This window comes from Ruegeria sp. N7 (genome assembly GCF_056531345.1).
The window spans coordinates 108,489-123,265 of the sequence record NZ_JBQFLR010000002.1 but is presented as its reverse complement, the minus strand read 5'-3'; the positions used below and the strand labels follow the sequence as shown (position 1 = coordinate 123,265).

The window sequence follows — 14,777 nt, the reverse complement described above, 5'->3', positions numbered from 1 at the left end:
TTCCTTCTGTGAAATTCACCCCAGTTTTCACAGAATAGAGACCTCTCACAATCACAAGTCTGGCATCGGCAGGGCTTTGCCGCTAGAGGTGCGCCCATAAAGGATATCCTATGCTGAAAACCCGGATCATTCCCTGCCTTGATGTTGCCGATGGCCGAGTGGTCAAAGGCGTGAATTTCGTGGGACTGCGCGATGCAGGCGACCCGGTGGAATCGGCCAAGGCCTATGATGCTGCCGGAGCGGACGAGATCTGCTTTCTCGACATTCACGCGACCCATGAGAATCGCGGCACCATGTTCGATGTGGTGCAGCGTACGGCGGAACAGTGTTTCGTGCCACTGACCGTGGGCGGTGGGGTGCGAACAAAAGACGATGTGCGCGCCTTGCTGCTGGCGGGGGCGGACAAGGTCAGCTTCAACTCGGCCGCGGTTGCCAATCCGGATGTGATTGCCGAAGCGGCAGATCAGTTCGGCAGTCAGTGCATTGTCTGCGCCATCGACGCCAAGACCGTCAGCCCCGGCAAGTGGGAGATCTTTACCCATGGTGGGCGCAAACCCACCGGCATTGACGCGGTTGCCTTTGCAAGAACCGTGGTCTCCAAGGGGGCCGGTGAAATCCTGCTGACCTCGATGGACCGCGACGGCACCAAATCCGGGTTCAACCTGCCGCTGACCCGCGCCATTTCCGACGCGGTGGATGTGCCCGTGATCGCCTCGGGCGGTGTTGGTACTTTGGACCATCTGGTCGAGGGCGTCACCAAGGGCGGTGCAAGCGCCGTGTTGGCGGCATCGATTTTCCATTTCGGCGAATACACCATCCGCGAGGCCAAGGAACATATGGCCGCAGCTGGCATCCCCATGAGGCTAACATGAGCATCTTGCACGATCTGGCCGCCACGATCGAGGCACGCAAGGGGGCTGATCCCGAAAGCAGCTGGACGGCCAAGCTGCTTGCGAAAGGCCCTGAGAAATGCGCCGAGAAATTCGGTGAAGAGGCCATAGAGGCCATCATCGAAGCCGTAAAAGGGGATCAGGTTAAGCTGACCTCGGAAGCGGCGGACGTGTTGTATCACCTTCTGGTCATGCTGGCCGCGCGGGACGTGGCGCTGGATGATGTTCTGGCCGAGCTGGACCGCCGTCAGGGCACCAGCGGTATCGCCGAAAAAGCTGCCCGCCCCAAAGGGTAACGTCCGGGTTCCGCACTGGCTCCTGGGCCGTTATACTCGGATGCCAGACTGTCAGGGCGAAGGCGCGTTATGATCCGAATTTTGATGCTTGTGGCAACCCTTGCCATCGTCGCTGGCTGCGCCGCGCCGCCGCGCTCGACCGGGGATGAGGTGCAGCGGCTCGCCACGGAGATTCAGGGCCTTGGCCCGGATATCGACCCTGAGGAGGCCCGACGCGCAGCGGGAATTGCTTACGCCTATACCGCTCAGCTGGTCGAGGAATACCAGATCACAGACCCGCCCCTGATCCATAACATGAAGGTCAACAAGGGGCTGCGCCCGCGTGGGCTGTGCTGGCATTGGGCCGAGGATATCGAGCGGCGGCTGAAACAGGAAAACTTCCGGACACTGGAGCTGCACCGTGCCATTGCAAACGCGGACAACCCGACGCGGATCGACCACAGCACCGCAATCATCAGCGGTAAAGGTGCGACGCTGTATGACGGTGTCGTATTGGACCCGTGGCGTTATGGCGGCGTGTTGTTCTGGTCTCCGCTGGTCGAGGATACCCGGTATGACTGGGTTCCGCGCGACGTGGTGCTGGAAAAGCGGCGGAAGGAACAGGTCGCCCGTCTGAAACCTTACGTCCCCGCCAAACCCTAAAGCTTGGACGAGATGATCCCCGTCGAAAATCCGCCCATGCGCAATTCGCCAAACAGGCGCTGATATTCGATCTTTGGGCAACGGTTCATCACCACATCCACGCCACGGGCCTGAGCCTTTACCGCCGCTTCAGGGTGTTCCACGCCAATCTGCATCCAGATCGTACCGAGCGACGGGAAAGCCTCCAGCGCCTCATCTACAATGGGTGGCACGGCCTCGGACCGCCGGAAAATGTCCACCATGTCTACAGGCTCGGAGATCTCTGACAGGCTGCCGCGAACCGTCTGACCAAACAGGTCTTTGCCCGCGTGGCCCGGATTGACGGGAATCACCTTGAACCCTTTCAGCGACAAATAGCGCGCCACGTAATAGCTGGGTCGCACAGGGTTCATGGAAACGCCGACAACGGCCACCGTCTTGGTGCGTTGCAAAATAGCCTTAAGGTACTGATCGGAATAGTCTGGCATGCCCTATCCTTAACAGGGTTCCAAAAAGAAAAAAGCGCCCAAGAAAGCTTGGGCGCCAGTTGTTGGAACGAGGGACAGTGAAATGACCCGCGGCAGTTCCGTTCCGCGGTCACTGTGACATTTAAGCATGGATCTGTTAAAAAAAAGAGGGGTGGCGCATTTTTGTGATGACTTTTCACAATTAGCTGAACCCTGCCTACTCCCCATAGAGAATTGCGGGCCAGTTTTCTTCTGCCATCGCAATGTATCCTGTTTGATTCTGCTGCCAGATTTCCTCGACCGCGGGTGAATGCGTCAGGTAAAGACGCCCATCGACCACCTGCCACGTATTCGGATCCGTGCTTTTCAACACACCCATCGCCATCCCGTACGAGCAATAACCACCGAACTGCGGCGCAAAGGCGCGCGGGTTGCCTTCAAAGAGCTCGCGATTTGCCTGCGATTTGAAATGCCACCGGGCGCCCTTCCACATGACCGCGTTTTCGGGTGCCCCTTTTGAAGGCGCGTCGCTGTCAAAATAGGACACGGGATCATACCCCGCCAACGCCACACCGTCAGTGGCGTAATACACGGGATTGTCCTGCGCAAACACGGCAGGAGCCAGCAATACAGTGCTCAGCGAGCTCATAAAAGTACGTCGGTTCAGCATCGTCATATGGGAATCTGCACATTCAAGACCATCAAGATGCAACTTTTCGCGTTTTTCGGAACCCCTGTTGACGCGGATGTGAACGAGTGTTCGCCAGTTGAAACTTAGTCAAAGATGTCTTCGATCACGTCCCATGCTTCGTCGAACACGCGCGCAAGCATGGTCTTCTTCCTCTTTTTGCGCTTTGTTTTCCGCGGGGCAGCATGAGACACAGCTACGCGCAGCGGTTCGGGTTTGTGTACTTTCCGCGCGGGCAACATCTTCAGGTTGTGCAGCGGCGCTCCACAGCTGGAGCAGCTAAGCTCGTGCCGTTCCTTGCCTTTCAGGATCAAGGCAGCCCGGGTGCCGCAATAGCAGCAGGTCGCGATTTTGGCAGGACCGGGAATGACGCTCTCCTTTGCTCAGGGTCGCGATGCATATAAGGCGATTGCCGCAGCATTTGAGACGTTCAGCGAACCAAATCCCCCGGCTGCGTCAATTTTAACCAACTGATCCACGGTTTCCTTTGTCTTCTGCCGCAAGCCCGGACCTTCCGCGCCCAGCACAAGCGCGACAGGGCGGTCACGGCCATCGCTTAGCGCACCTTCGATTGTCATGTCGGCTTCTCCGTCCAGCCCAAGGACCAGAAAGCCCATGCCCTGAAGCTCGACAATCGCGTCCGCAAGGTTGCGCACCCGCAGATAAGGCTGCCGCTCAAGCGCACCGCTGGCGGTTTTTGCCAGTGCCCCGGTCTCGGGCGCGGAATGGTGGCGTGTGCCGATCACAGCACTGGCCCCCAGAACTTCGGCCGAGCGCAGAATCGCCCCGACATTGTGCGGGTCGGTGACCCGGTCCAGCAGAATGACGCGAGGGTTTTCGCGACCGATGCAGTTATCGGCCAAACTGCCCCATTCCAACGGCTTGACCTCCAGCGCTGCGCCCTGATGCACTGATCCAGCATCAATGGGTGCAGAGAACTTGCGCGGGTCGACCATCTCGGCCTCGATCCCCGCAAATTCAATAGCTTCCGCCAGTTTATCGCACGCGTTCCGCGTCACCATCAGGCGTAATTTTTGCCGTTTTGGGTTCATCAGCGCATCGCGAACCGCGTGCAGGCCAAACAGCCAGACTGTTTCCGCAGCAGCTGCTTTGCGCGCTTGTTCCTTTTCGACGACCCATTTGGGTTTCTTCATTTCAAGGGCCTCCGGGCCGGGAATTCGGTTTCCTGCGCCAAAGGGAAATTTTCCTGTTGACGCTCCTTTGGTGCGCTAGTAATCACGCCTCCACGTCAGGTGCAACGCCTGACAGTGGGCGACAGGCCGCAAGGTGTGGCAGGGGACTGTAACTCCCTCGCGGAGACGCACGCCTGGTTCGATTCCAGGGTCGCCCACCATCTTTCCAGCGTATTCCGAAGATGGTGAGGACGCGTGTCCCGCATTGTGTTATTGTCTGTCAGCTGTGTTATTGCTGTTGGTCTGCCGTCATTCTCAGATTCAACAGACCTGATCCGTTTTACACATCTTAAACCGGCGCTAACGCGACCGGATTGTGAACGAAAGGTGCCGCGTGGCCTTCGCCACCGCATGTCATGACGTTCAGATCAACGCGCCAGTCGATTGCGCACCTATTCCGCAGCCGGGCGCATCTGCGCTATGCGGTTGAACCAGCCTACGATGTCGTCCAAATCCGCAGGCAGCTCTTCGGCCGCACCTTCGGCGAAGGTGTTGAACTTTTCGGCGTTCAGCCCGTTAACGCCGACCAGCACCGGAATATCCAGCGCCAGTGCTTCGCCGATTACGGGGCGAAAACCGCGCCCATCGGACTCATGTTTGCCGAATTTGTTGATAATCAGCAGGTCCGGTGCGTTCGCAAGCGAGGCGGTCACATACCCAACCGCCTGTTCCAGTGCTGCGGGGTCCAGACGGCAGCCGCGCGACTGGGTGCCCAATGATTGTGAGATTCGGATGGTTTCACCATCCGGCAACACGCGGACATCCATGTCGCACTTGCTGCTGTCGGTACATTCCGTGTTCGTTTGCACGACACCGGCCAGTTTCGCGCCAGACGCCAGCAGACGTTCAGCAACAGCGCTGAGCAGGCGATCCGTCGCGCCGCGGTCGGTGGTGGTGACATAGGCCAGATGCATCTTGGACCTCTTGTAAATCGATTGTGACGTTTCAAATAGCACGCAAGGTGCTGCCCGACCACTCCCCCAGTCAAGGCAGCGGCGACAGACCGATCACAGGTGCGTGCAGGTGAAGAAGAACCGCGTAAGCGGCCAGTGCGGTTAGCCAGATCCAAGGGCGTGGCCATGGACGCGGTAAACGCAGTGAGAACCGCGCCGTATTTCGCGACAACCGGACCCATTCAAAGCCAATCTCACGCGATTTACGCCTGTCGATCAGGGCCATGCCCATAACGGAAAATCCGGCAAACAGGCCGAACAGGATCACATGTGACAGGCTTCCATTGGCCAGAAGATGCGCCAAGGACCACAACAGCAGCGCGGCTAGGATCGGGTGGCGGGTGGTGCGCAGAATACCGGGGTGTTCGGGGTCAAAAGGCCTTTTGCCCATCCCACCGAAAGAAAACGGGTTCTGGATCGCAAGCCCGGCCACAGCCAGCCAGCACACCACGGGCATGATCAGTATTGGCACCCAGCGCAAGACTGCGAACGGCGGAATGACCTCGACATAGGGGGCGTTTGCAGCGGCGACAATCAGCCAGGCCAGCACGGCCAGCGACAGAAGTGAATAGGCCGCGAAATACCCCCGGCGCCCGAGCGTGCCGATCAGCCAGCCCCGCACGGTGGGCCGTACAGGAATTGCATGGCTGAGCAGGAAAACGATGAGTGCTGCAAGAAATAGGCCCCAACCGGTCATGATATTCTCCAACGTGTTGGGGTCGGTCTAGAGTGAGAGGGCAGCGACTTCCTTGCCCGAAATCAAGTTGGGTCACAGGGGCGAATACACCGCCCCTGCCCTGTATTACAGCCCAAGCGCCGCGCGGCGTTCTTCGGCAAAGCCCTGAACGATGCGGTCGGCGATCAGTGCCAGAATCGCCATCGCGGCCCCGGCAGATATGCCCAATCCTACATCCGCCTGACCCAGCGCCAAATATATCGACTGGCCCAGACCGGTGGTCCCGATCAGTGCCGCGATGACCAGCATAGCAAAGGCATAAAGGATGGTCTGGTTCAGCCCAAGCAGGATGGTCGGGGCCGCATAAGGCGCCCTCACATCGCGCATGATCTGCCACTCAGTCGCGCCGCTTGAAATTGCGGCCTCCATCATCTCATCCGGTGTATTGACCAGCCCGTGCCGCGTGTAGCGGATCATCGGGACAATCGCATAGGCACAGATGGCCAGAAAGGCCGAGAACTCACCAATCTGGAACACCATCAGCACCGGGATCAGGAACACGAAAAGGGGGATCGTCTGCAACATGTCACAGATCGGGCGAACCACGTTCCACACAGGCTGCCATACCGCGCTGGCAAGGCCGATCAGCCCACCCGCCAAAGCGCAGGTAAACACCGCTGCACCGCTGAGATAAAGCGACAGCAGCGCCCTTTCCCACAGGCCCGAGACGAGGATGGTGCAGAGCAGCCCCACGCAGAGCGCGGCCAGACGCCAGCCCCCGGCAACCCAGCCCAGCGCGGCAGCGCCAGTCAGGACGAAGGGCCACGGCATGTTCGCGATACCGGTTTCCAGCATTCCAATCAGAATCAGAACGACCAGCCCACCAGTCAGCCGTCCGCGCCACGCCATCAAAAGCGCAATCCCGGCACCGGCCGCAAACAGGCCAAAGCTCATGCTCGACGTCCACTGGAAACCCCATGTGAAGGGCAGCACCGCCTGATCCAGCCCGATCCGCAGCGGCAGCAGTACATAGAACAGCGAGTTGTTTTTGAGGGCGTCCAGCCACTGGCCATTGGCCTGCGTGAATGCGGTCAGGCCGCTGTCCACGGCTTCGGCCATCGGGTCCAGCAGGGTCAGCTCCGCAGGGTTTGGCAACCACGCCCAGAAGGCCGCCGTGAAGACAACAGCAAAACCCAGCATCGCCCAGACAACACGGCTGTCATAGCGTTTACGCTCGGTCGCCAAAGTGCCGCTCATCCGGTCGATCACCACGGCAAAGACCACGATAACCAGACCCGCCATCAGCGACTCGCCGAACTGCGCCTTGCGCATGGTCAGCAGAACCTCCCAGCCGATATCGTTGAACCCGCCGATGACGGCGGCGATGATAACCATCGACAGAGCAGCCATCAGGCATTGGTTCACACCGACCATGATCTGAGTGGTGGCGGCAGGGATTTCGACCTGGAACAGTTGCTGGAACCGAGTGCCGCCGGACATGATGGCCGCCTCTTTGATCTCGGGCTCCACCCGTTCCAGCCCCAGCATCACATTGCGCGCCATGGGCGGTGCGGCATAGATGGCCGAAGCAATCAGACCAACAACAGGACCAAATCCAAACAGCAGCAGCAGCGGTGTCAGATAGGCAAAGGTCGGCACCGTCTGCATGATGTCCAGCACGGCCTGCACAAAGGATTTCACCTTTGGCACTTCGTTGGCGAGGATGCCGATGCCGCCCCCAATGACCAGCGCCACAGGGACAGACACGGCGACAAGCGCCAGCGTATTCATGCTTTCGGCCCAATAGCCCGAGGCCAAAACAAAGCTGAGGCCCAGAAAGCCAAGTGCGGCCATGGACAAGCCGCCCAGATACCAGCCCAGCGCGGTCACGATCCCGATCAGGATGGGCCATGGCGTATTGCCCAGCACGAAATTCGCCCAGTTCATTGGGTGGGTCATCAGGTCCGAAAACAGCCGCATTGCCGGTTTGATCAGGTTCAGAAACCAGTCCAGAAACGCGCCAACCCATTGGGTTGCAGGCAGTTCCCACGCGGTGGGCCATTTGACCAGCCACGGGGCGATACCCTCGAGCGCAAGGCAAACTGCACCGACGATAACCGTTATCAGGGCGGCCTTCGCACCTGCCGTCAACTGCGCACTGCGCCGTGTCGGGAGGTCGGTTATGGCGGTCATGTCTCGTCCACCTGGAGAGCTGCGGCCAGATCGGACGGATGCACCGTGCCGACGACATTGCCCGCCTCATCCCGCACGGGCACGGGTTCATACAGCTCCATGCAATGCGCAAGGGCTGCGTCCAGCGTCATCGAGGTGGTGAGGCCGGGGTCATCCGGGCCACATTCCGCCTTGCTCCGCATGACCGAGGCGACCTTGGCGTGCTGACCTTTGGCGACATCCTTCGAGAATTCGCGCACGTAATCATCCACCGGGCGCAACACGATATCTGTGGGCGTTCCGATCTGAACAATCTTGCCGTCGCGCATGATTGCTATGCGGTCGGCCAGCTTCAGCGCCTCTTGAATGTCATGGGTGATAAAGACGATGGATTTCTTCAGCGTCGCCTGAATGCGCAGGAATTCATCCTGCAACTGGCGGCGGATCAATGGGTCGAGAGCCGAGAACGGTTCATCCAGAAACCAGATATCGGGATTTACGGCGAGGCTGCGGGCAATGCCCACACGCTGGCGCTGGCCACCTGAAAGCTGGCGCGGAAAGCTGTCTTCGCGCCCTTCCAGACCGACCAGTGAGATCACCTCCTGTGCGCGCGCCAGCCGTTCCTTCTTGCCCACACCCTGCACGCGCAGCGGATAGGCCACGTTTTCGGAAACGGTCATATGCGGGAACAGGCCGAAATGCTGGAACACCATGCCCAGTTTTTTGCGGCGCAACTCGGTCAGGGCCTTCTTCGAGGCTCCGATGACATTTTCGCCGTCCACCCGAATCTCACCGCCCGTGCCGGGCAGTAGCTGCGAAATGCAGCGGATCAGCGTGGATTTGCCCGAGCCCGACAAGCCCATGATGACGAAAAGCTCGCCCTCCTGAACTTCGAAATTGGCATCCTGAACGGCAGGGATCAGCCCCTGTTCCCGAAGGGCGGCGGCAGCCTTGTCTGCGTCATTCCCTGACCGAGACAGCGCGTCGGTCAGGGCTTTGTCAGCGCCGGGGCCAAACACCTGCCAGAGATTCCGGCAGGCGATGGCTGGCATGGTCGTGTCCGTCACTTACGCGGGCTCACTGGGTTGCCGCGTCTACAACCGGACGCCATTTGCCTTCGTTTTCAGCCATCCATGCGGCGACAACTTCTTCGACCTTTCCACCGTCAACGTCGATCGCGCCCATCATCGGCTGCTGGTCTTCAACCGCCAGCTGATAGTTGGTCAGAATTTCAAAGGCTGCCGGCCATTTCTCTTCCATACCGCTCCAGCCGGCTTTGAAGATGCGCGAGGGAGAGAAGTCGCAGTCATTGACAGCGTTCGGGTTCGGGCCCCAGGCCGGATCACTGAAGCACGCCTCTTCACCAGCGGGCAGTTCAACGAACTGAACGTCATAGGCCGACATCGCCCAATGCGGCTGCCAGAAGGTGATCAGCAGCGGCGATTTGCGTTCGGTCGAAGCGCGCAATTCCGCGATCAGCGCCCCTTCGGACCCTGCTGGTACGGCTTTGAACGGCAATTCCAAACCGGTCATGCGATCCGCGCCCGGAGTTCCCCAGTCGGCCGGGTAATCGACAAGACGACCACCGGGCAGAGTTTCCGCCGTCGCAAAGACCTGAGCGCAATCTTTCAGCGCTTCCCATGCGGGCAGGCCCGGGCACAGATCGGCCACATGCGCCGGGTACGCGATGCCTTCCTTGGCATCCAGACCCAGATCACCGATTTCAACCACAGTGCCTTCACCGATTTTCTTGGCGTATTCATCGGAAACGTTGGAAGACCAGATTTCCAGTGTCGCGTCGATGTCGCCATCGGCCAGCGCCTGGAACTGGTTCATCATGCCAGCGGTCACATATTCGACGTTGTACCCGGCTGCCTTGAGCATCTCACCCGCCACATGCGTGGTGACGTGCTGGCCGGTCCATTCGTTGATCGCCAGTTTGATCGGTTCATCCACGGCGCCCATATCCGCCGCCTGCGCCGCGCCTGCAACGCTCAGAGCCATTAGGCTTACACTTAGTTTTTTCATGGACTTAACTCCCTGTCATATTTGTTTTGCCCATCCCGGCAAGGATTTTCCCGCCGGTCTTTCTGTCTGATGACAATGCCATGCCGCAGCATGCACAAATTTGGCTGGAAAAGAACAGTGATCCGTTTCCAAATTGTGGAAAAGATCTTTCTGCCAGATTGTTCCCCCCTCCCGGCTCCCTTTACGCATCCAACCCGGCTTGCCTTGTTCCATTTCGCTAAGACGGGACGTTGACTGACGAGTCAATCAGAAAACATTTTGCCACCTTTTGTCGAGAACTTCTTTCGAAAATCCGCATTTTTCTGCGAATCCAGTTATTCGTTGGGCTGCCTCAAATCTGGACACGGTCAGATTTTTCATTGCCAAACAAGAACAAAAGATAAACATTTATAGTCGGGCAACATCAAGGTTAGACAGATGCGAACGTTTGACGAAATCTTTGAAATCGCAGCCGCGCGCCACGGCGGTCCAGAAGCACTGGACGCAAAACTGAGCAAACCGAAAACCCCCGCGGAACTGGCAGCGATGCCCGAGGATCGCTGGCTGTCGGTCATCACGAAATGCATCTTTCAGGCTGGCTTCAACTGGAAAGTCATCGAAAACAAATGGGACGGGTTCGAAACAGCCTTTAACGGGTTCGACGTGGGGCGATGCGCGTTCATGGATGATGAGAAGTTTGACACCCTTTTGCAGGATACGCGCATCGTAAGGAATGGAACCAAGATCGCGGCTGTACGGGATAACGCTGCATTCTTGCTTGAACTGCGTGAGGAAGGCGGCGCGGGTAAAGTGTTAGGCGGCTGGCCATCTGATGACTACGTCAACCTTCTGGCAATGCTGGCAAAACGCGGGGCCCGACTGGGCGGCGCTTCGGCGCAGTACGCAATGCGGTTTGCCGGGCGGGACAGTTTCATTCTGTCTCAGGATGTCACCGCCCGGCTGATTGCTGAAGGTGTGATCGACAAGCCTGCCACCTCGAAGAAAGCGATGGAGGCGGTTCAGAACGCCTTTAATACATGGATGGGTCAGTCCGGGCGATCACTTACGGAAATCAGCCGGGTTCTGGCCATGAGTCTGTGAAAACGGTTTGCGGAATACCCGCAGCGGAATAAGATTCAACTTATGGTTCTGCGTGTATTCATTGCTTCACTTTTGTTGCTGGCCGCCTGCGGTCGTGAGTTGACTGAGCAGGAGCGCGATTTTGCGGAAACCATTCAAGGGGAAACCCTGGAACTGGATCACATCCGTCTGGTCGAAGGTGCCCCGGTTACCAACGTGACGTATTTCCGCGAAGAACGCCCGCGACTGGCCTGCCGCGAGCGCATTCTGCCCCCGGTGGACCCCGGGCCGGTGACGGGCAAACCTGCCGCCGTGGCCCTGTTCAACAAAGTCTACTTTGCCCGCGACTGGTATCTGGAGGACTATATGTCGGAATTTCCGGATCAGATGAACCTGCTGGCCGCGATGCTTTTGGCCCATGAGCTGACGCATGTCTGGCAATGGCAGAATCGCCGGACCACGGGTTACCATCCCCTGCGCGCAGCGGCGGAACATGGGGGCCGAAGGGATCCGTATCTGTTCGACCTCGAAACTTCTCCGGATTTTCTGACCTACGGGTTCGAACAGCAGGGCGCGATCGTCGAAGAATATGTGTGCTGTCGCGCGCTGGCCCCTCAGGCCAAGCGCACCAAAAGACTTCATGACATGCTGGGTGCCCATTTTGATCTGTCGCCCTTGCCGGAACAGGGGCGCGAGCGCCCGGTCCTGATCCCGTGGAGCGAAGCCAGGATCGAGGGGATTTGCAGTTAGTTCCGGGCGCGCTGCAGGGTTTCCAGATATGCCACCAGATCAACGATCGGCTGGCTGGTCAGGATCGGCTGACCTTCCGGTGTTTTCATGGATGTGTCCTGCCCGTCAAAATAAGGGCCATAGACCGGCATCGGGCTGCCATGGCTGACCAGCGGATCCCTGCCGTCGATGCGGGCGACAACGCGGGCGGTCGGGAACACCCCGCTTTCGCCGGACAATGCGGTCAGATCGGACGGCTGAACAACCAGCACGCTGGCCATCGGCCCCTGCCCGGTTGCGTCAATCCCGTGACAGGTCGCGCAGTAATGCAAATAGAGTTCCTCTCCGGTCACGGCATCCTGCGCCCAAGCAGCCTGTGCGGCAGCAGCCGAAACCCCGAGAACCAGCATACCGATCGTTGCCTTGAACATCGTATCCTCCTGTCACAATTGACATTTGCAGGGTTGCCCGACAGGCATATGGGCGCAATGATCCAGATCAACGAAACAGGTGCAGAGGGTTCGGGCAATGACACAATACGCAGCCATCATGCTGGCCGCCGGATTTGGAATTCCGATACTGGCCGCTCTTAACGCGGCCCTTGGCAAGGTCATCGGATCACCGACAACGGCAGCTGTGGTGCTGTTTGCAATTGCCCTGGCCGCCTCGGTGCTGACCATGCTGTTGTTTCCCGGTTTTGCAGCCTTGTCCAAGGTTGCGCAGGCCCCGAAACACCTGTTGTTCGCTGGCATCCTGATTGCATTCTATGTGTTGTCGATCACCCATGTCGCCCCGCATTTCGGTGTGGGAAACGCCGTGTTCTTTGTCCTGTTGGGGCAATTGATCAGTGCCGCGGCAATCGATCACTTCGGCCTGTTCGGCGCACAGGTGGCGCCACTCACCCTGATGCGGGCGAGTGGTATCGCGGTCATGGCCATCGGTGTTGCAATCACTCAACTGGCCTGAGCACGCCGCCCTCAAGCCGGACCATTCGGTCCATGCGCGCCGCCAGTTCGAGGTTGTGGGTCGCGATCAACGCCGACAATCCCTCGTCCCGCACCAGTGTCATCAGCGCATCGAACACCTGATCCGAAGTTTCAGGGTCCAGATTGCCTGTCGGTTCGTCAGCCAGCAAAACACGCGGCGCGTTGGCAAGCGCCCGGCAAAAAGCCACGCGTTGTTGTTCACCGCCCGACAGCGCCGCAGGGCGGTGGCTGGCGCGCGGGGCGACGCCCACACGGTCCAGCAAGTCCAATGCACGTGCCTGAGCAGCTTTTTCGGACGCGCCATTGGCCAGTTGCGGCAATGTGATGTTTTCCAGCGCCGTAAACTCGGGCAGCAGGTGATGGAACTGATATACGAACCCGATATCCTGCCGACGCAACGCCGTTCTGGTTCGGTCGCCCTTGCCGTTCACATTCTGCCCCCCGATTTCCACGGTTCCGTTGTCAGGCCTATCCAGCAGACCGGCGATGTGCAGAAGCGTCGATTTACCCGCCCCTGACGGCGCAACCATGGCCACAGCCTCACCCGCGCGCAGTTCGAGGTCGACCCCGCGCAGAACCTGCACCTCGCCCGGTGTGCCTTTGAGGTAGGTCTTGGTCAGACCGTTCAGTCGCAAGGTGACATCATTCATAGCGCAGCGCCTCGACCGGGTTCAGCCGCGCCGCGCGGCGGGCGGGGAAATAGGTGACGATGAAAGACAGGCCAAGCGACAGGCCCGTCGCCTTGAGCACATCGCTCAGATGCAGTTCGGCCGGCAGGGCGTAGATGCCACGGATCGACGGATCCCACACGCCACCGCCCATCACGTAGTTTACGAATGAGAAAATCGGATCAATGTAGATTGCAAAGAGGCATCCCAGGATAACCCCCATTGCAGTGCCGATCAGGCCGGTGAACGCACCGCAGATGAAAAAGACGCGCAGAACCGATCCTTCGCTCAGGCCGATCGTGCGCAGGATTCCGATATCGCGCCCCTTGTTCTTTACCAGCATAATCAGGCCCGAAACGATGTTCATCGCAGCAATCAGAACGAGGATCGACAGGATGATGAACATCACATTATCCTCAACCTCGAGCGCGCGCAGGAAACCGCCGGATGCGTCCTGCCATGTCCATATCTGACTGCGTTCGCCCGACGCCTCAAGAATGGGAATCAGGATCGGGCCAAGATCTTCGGGCTTGTCCACCATCACTTCTATCTCATCCGCCACACCTTCACGGTTGAAAAAGCCCTGCGCCTGCGAAAACGGCATGTAGACGCGGGTGCGGTCGATGTCATAGCGACCGGCCGAAAACACATAGACAACGCGATAGGCATTCACGCGCGGCGACGTGCCAAAGGCGGTTTTGACCCCGTTGGGCGAGGTCAGTTTGACCACATCCCCGACAGTGGCTCCGATGCTGCGGGCCACACCCGATCCAATGGCGATGACATCCTCGCCCGTCTGGAAATCCGACAGGTCCCCCGCCGCCTGTTCCGACTGCGCGATACCCGGCAGGTCGAGCAGATCGTCGGGTCGGATGCCAAACACCTCGACCCCGCTGCTGCTGTCGCGATTGGTGATCAGTACCTGCCCCTTCACCAGCGGTGCGGCACGCTCAACTCCGGGCACCTGCGCTATGCGGTCGGTGCGTTCGTTGTAGTCGGCAATCGTCCGATCCACCCGGCCCTGCCCATCAAATTCGCCCGAGGAATAGACCGTCACATGCGCATTGGCGCCCAGGATGGTGCCGACGAATTCAGAGCGAAAACCTGAACGGACAGCCAGCGTTGCAATCAGCGCAAACACGGCAAGCGTGATCCCGATCAAAGAGATCCATGTCATCACGCTGACACCGCCTTCGGCCCTGCGCGCGCGCAGATATCGCCAGGCAATTTTCCATTCAAAAGGGGCAAAGGGCGGGGGTGTCTTGGCCATGCCTGCTCCGGGTTTTCTTGTTTGCGGCGACCCTTTCGGCATTTCGCCCAATGGTCAAGCCGGTTGTCACTCTGAACTAGC

The 14,777-nt window shown here is 59.1% G+C and carries 17 protein-coding genes and 1 tRNA gene; 7 read left to right on the top strand and 11 right to left on the bottom strand.

Going from position 1 to position 14,777, the window contains the following annotated elements:
* Positions 1-110 precede the first annotated feature (110 nt).
* From hisF to ACR0ES_RS05200, 3 genes are all read left to right on the top strand, one after another.
* Positions 111-872, top strand: a complete 762-nt coding sequence (hisF, locus tag ACR0ES_RS05210) for an imidazole glycerol phosphate synthase subunit HisF (protein WP_209504552.1) — start codon at positions 111-113, stop codon at positions 870-872.
* On the top strand, positions 869-1,186 hold the full coding sequence (locus ACR0ES_RS05205) for a phosphoribosyl-ATP diphosphatase (protein ID WP_480481906.1): 318 nt from the start codon (positions 869-871) through the stop codon (positions 1,184-1,186). The genes hisF and ACR0ES_RS05205 overlap by 4 nt, the downstream gene beginning before the upstream one ends.
* Before the next feature lie 69 nt (positions 1,187-1,255).
* Positions 1,256-1,828, top strand: coding sequence for a hypothetical protein (locus ACR0ES_RS05200; protein ID WP_480481908.1), 573 nt, complete (start codon positions 1,256-1,258; stop codon positions 1,826-1,828).
* Here the strand turns inward: ACR0ES_RS05200 and ACR0ES_RS05195 are convergent.
* The 3 genes from ACR0ES_RS05195 to rlmB form a co-directional block, all read right to left on the bottom strand.
* A complete protein-coding gene (locus ACR0ES_RS05195) occupies positions 1,825-2,295 on the bottom strand; it encodes a CoA-binding protein (RefSeq protein WP_480481910.1) in 471 nt (156 codons plus the stop codon). The genes ACR0ES_RS05200 and ACR0ES_RS05195 overlap by 4 nt on opposite strands.
* 196 nt (positions 2,296-2,491) lie before the next feature.
* Entirely contained in the window at positions 2,492-2,950 is a 459-nt protein-coding gene (locus ACR0ES_RS05190; protein WP_480492722.1) for a YHS domain-containing (seleno)protein, read from the bottom strand.
* A 395-nt stretch (positions 2,951-3,345) separates the two neighbouring features.
* Positions 3,346-4,116 carry a 23S rRNA (guanosine(2251)-2'-O)-methyltransferase RlmB gene (gene rlmB / locus ACR0ES_RS05185; RefSeq protein WP_480486329.1) on the bottom strand — a complete coding sequence of 257 codons (771 nt, stop codon included), beginning with the start codon at positions 4,114-4,116 and terminating at the stop codon, positions 3,346-3,348.
* Positions 4,117-4,232: 116 nt separating this feature from the next.
* On the opposite strand from rlmB, the gene ACR0ES_RS05180 reads away from it, so the two are divergent.
* Positions 4,233-4,316: transfer RNA gene (locus ACR0ES_RS05180), tRNA-Tyr, on the top strand.
* A gap of 231 nt (positions 4,317-4,547) precedes the next feature.
* On the opposite strand, the gene ACR0ES_RS05175 is transcribed toward ACR0ES_RS05180, so the two are convergent.
* The 5 genes from ACR0ES_RS05175 to ACR0ES_RS05155 form a co-directional block, all read right to left on the bottom strand.
* On the bottom strand, positions 4,548-5,069 hold the full coding sequence (locus tag ACR0ES_RS05175; protein ID WP_480582967.1) for a DUF2478 domain-containing protein: 522 nt from the start codon (positions 5,067-5,069) through the stop codon (positions 4,548-4,550).
* 70 nt (positions 5,070-5,139) lie between these two features.
* Positions 5,140-5,805, bottom strand: coding sequence for an NnrU family protein (locus tag ACR0ES_RS05170; protein ID WP_480869771.1), 666 nt, complete (start codon positions 5,803-5,805; stop codon positions 5,140-5,142).
* A gap of 105 nt (positions 5,806-5,910) precedes the next feature.
* Positions 5,911-7,977: an ABC transporter permease gene (locus tag ACR0ES_RS05165; RefSeq protein ID WP_480869769.1), complete on the bottom strand. Its 2,067-nt coding sequence runs from the start codon at positions 7,975-7,977 to the stop codon at positions 5,911-5,913.
* Positions 7,974-9,023 carry a quaternary amine ABC transporter ATP-binding protein gene (locus ACR0ES_RS05160; RefSeq protein ID WP_480481922.1) on the bottom strand — a complete coding sequence of 350 codons (1,050 nt, stop codon included), beginning with the start codon at positions 9,021-9,023 and terminating at the stop codon, positions 7,974-7,976. The genes ACR0ES_RS05165 and ACR0ES_RS05160 overlap by 4 nt, the downstream gene beginning before the upstream one ends.
* 10 nt (positions 9,024-9,033) lie before the next feature.
* A complete protein-coding gene (locus ACR0ES_RS05155) occupies positions 9,034-9,984 on the bottom strand; it encodes an ABC transporter substrate-binding protein (protein WP_209504562.1) in 951 nt (316 codons plus the stop codon).
* A gap of 417 nt (positions 9,985-10,401) precedes the next feature.
* Here ACR0ES_RS05155 and ACR0ES_RS05150 point away from each other — a divergent pair, with 417 nt between their 5' ends.
* Both ACR0ES_RS05150 and ACR0ES_RS05145 read left to right on the top strand, forming a co-directional pair.
* Positions 10,402-11,064: a DNA-3-methyladenine glycosylase I gene (locus tag ACR0ES_RS05150; protein ID WP_480773174.1), complete on the top strand. Its 663-nt coding sequence runs from the start codon at positions 10,402-10,404 to the stop codon at positions 11,062-11,064.
* A 42-nt stretch (positions 11,065-11,106) separates the two neighbouring features.
* Entirely contained in the window at positions 11,107-11,793 is a 687-nt protein-coding gene (locus ACR0ES_RS05145; protein ID WP_480773173.1) for a hypothetical protein, read from the top strand.
* On the opposite strand, the gene ACR0ES_RS05140 is transcribed toward ACR0ES_RS05145, so the two are convergent.
* The gene (locus ACR0ES_RS05140; protein ID WP_480486343.1) at positions 11,790-12,203 is read right to left on the bottom strand and encodes a c-type cytochrome; all 414 of its coding nucleotides are present in this window, start codon (positions 12,201-12,203) and stop codon (positions 11,790-11,792) included. The genes ACR0ES_RS05145 and ACR0ES_RS05140 overlap by 4 nt on opposite strands.
* 97 nt (positions 12,204-12,300) lie before the next feature.
* Here ACR0ES_RS05140 and ACR0ES_RS05135 point away from each other — a divergent pair, with 97 nt between their 5' ends.
* Positions 12,301-12,738 carry a DMT family transporter gene (locus ACR0ES_RS05135; protein ID WP_480486344.1) on the top strand — a complete coding sequence of 146 codons (438 nt, stop codon included), beginning with the start codon at positions 12,301-12,303 and terminating at the stop codon, positions 12,736-12,738.
* Here ACR0ES_RS05135 and ACR0ES_RS05130 read toward each other — a convergent pair.
* On the bottom strand, positions 12,722-13,408 hold the full coding sequence (locus ACR0ES_RS05130; RefSeq protein WP_480486346.1) for an ABC transporter ATP-binding protein: 687 nt from the start codon (positions 13,406-13,408) through the stop codon (positions 12,722-12,724). The two genes, ACR0ES_RS05135 and ACR0ES_RS05130, sit on opposite strands and share 17 nt — an antisense overlap.
* The gene (locus ACR0ES_RS05125) at positions 13,401-14,696 is read right to left on the bottom strand and encodes a lipoprotein-releasing ABC transporter permease subunit (RefSeq protein WP_480869767.1); all 1,296 of its coding nucleotides are present in this window, start codon (positions 14,694-14,696) and stop codon (positions 13,401-13,403) included. The genes ACR0ES_RS05130 and ACR0ES_RS05125 overlap by 8 nt, the downstream gene beginning before the upstream one ends.
* Positions 14,697-14,777: the final 81 nt, after the last annotated feature.

Coding starts and splice junctions, on each gene's coding strand:
- hisF (WP_209504552.1), top strand. CDS start 111: ATGCTGAAAACCCGGATCATTCCCTGCCTTGATGTTGCCGATGGCCGA.
- ACR0ES_RS05205 (WP_480481906.1), top strand. CDS start 869: ATGAGCATCTTGCACGATCTGGCCGCCACGATCGAGGCACGCAAGGGG.
- ACR0ES_RS05200 (WP_480481908.1), top strand. CDS start 1,256: ATGATCCGAATTTTGATGCTTGTGGCAACCCTTGCCATCGTCGCTGGC.
- ACR0ES_RS05195 (WP_480481910.1), bottom strand. CDS start 2,295: ATGCCAGACTATTCCGATCAGTACCTTAAGGCTATTTTGCAACGCACC.
- ACR0ES_RS05190 (WP_480492722.1), bottom strand. CDS start 2,950: ATGACGATGCTGAACCGACGTACTTTTATGAGCTCGCTGAGCACTGTA.
- rlmB (WP_480486329.1), bottom strand. CDS start 4,116: ATGAAGAAACCCAAATGGGTCGTCGAAAAGGAACAAGCGCGCAAAGCA.
- ACR0ES_RS05175 (WP_480582967.1), bottom strand. CDS start 5,069: ATGCATCTGGCCTATGTCACCACCACCGACCGCGGCGCGACGGATCGC.
- ACR0ES_RS05170 (WP_480869771.1), bottom strand. CDS start 5,805: ATGACCGGTTGGGGCCTATTTCTTGCAGCACTCATCGTTTTCCTGCTC.
- ACR0ES_RS05165 (WP_480869769.1), bottom strand. CDS start 7,977: ATGACCGCCATAACCGACCTCCCGACACGGCGCAGTGCGCAGTTGACG.
- ACR0ES_RS05155 (WP_209504562.1), bottom strand. CDS start 9,984: ATGAAAAAACTAAGTGTAAGCCTAATGGCTCTGAGCGTTGCAGGCGCG.
- ACR0ES_RS05150 (WP_480773174.1), top strand. CDS start 10,402: ATGCGAACGTTTGACGAAATCTTTGAAATCGCAGCCGCGCGCCACGGC.
- ACR0ES_RS05145 (WP_480773173.1), top strand. CDS start 11,107: ATGGTTCTGCGTGTATTCATTGCTTCACTTTTGTTGCTGGCCGCCTGC.
- ACR0ES_RS05140 (WP_480486343.1), bottom strand. CDS start 12,203: ATGTTCAAGGCAACGATCGGTATGCTGGTTCTCGGGGTTTCGGCTGCT.
- ACR0ES_RS05135 (WP_480486344.1), top strand. CDS start 12,301: ATGACACAATACGCAGCCATCATGCTGGCCGCCGGATTTGGAATTCCG.
- ACR0ES_RS05130 (WP_480486346.1), bottom strand. CDS start 13,408: ATGAATGATGTCACCTTGCGACTGAACGGTCTGACCAAGACCTACCTC.
- ACR0ES_RS05125 (WP_480869767.1), bottom strand. CDS start 14,696: ATGGCCAAGACACCCCCGCCCTTTGCCCCTTTTGAATGGAAAATTGCC.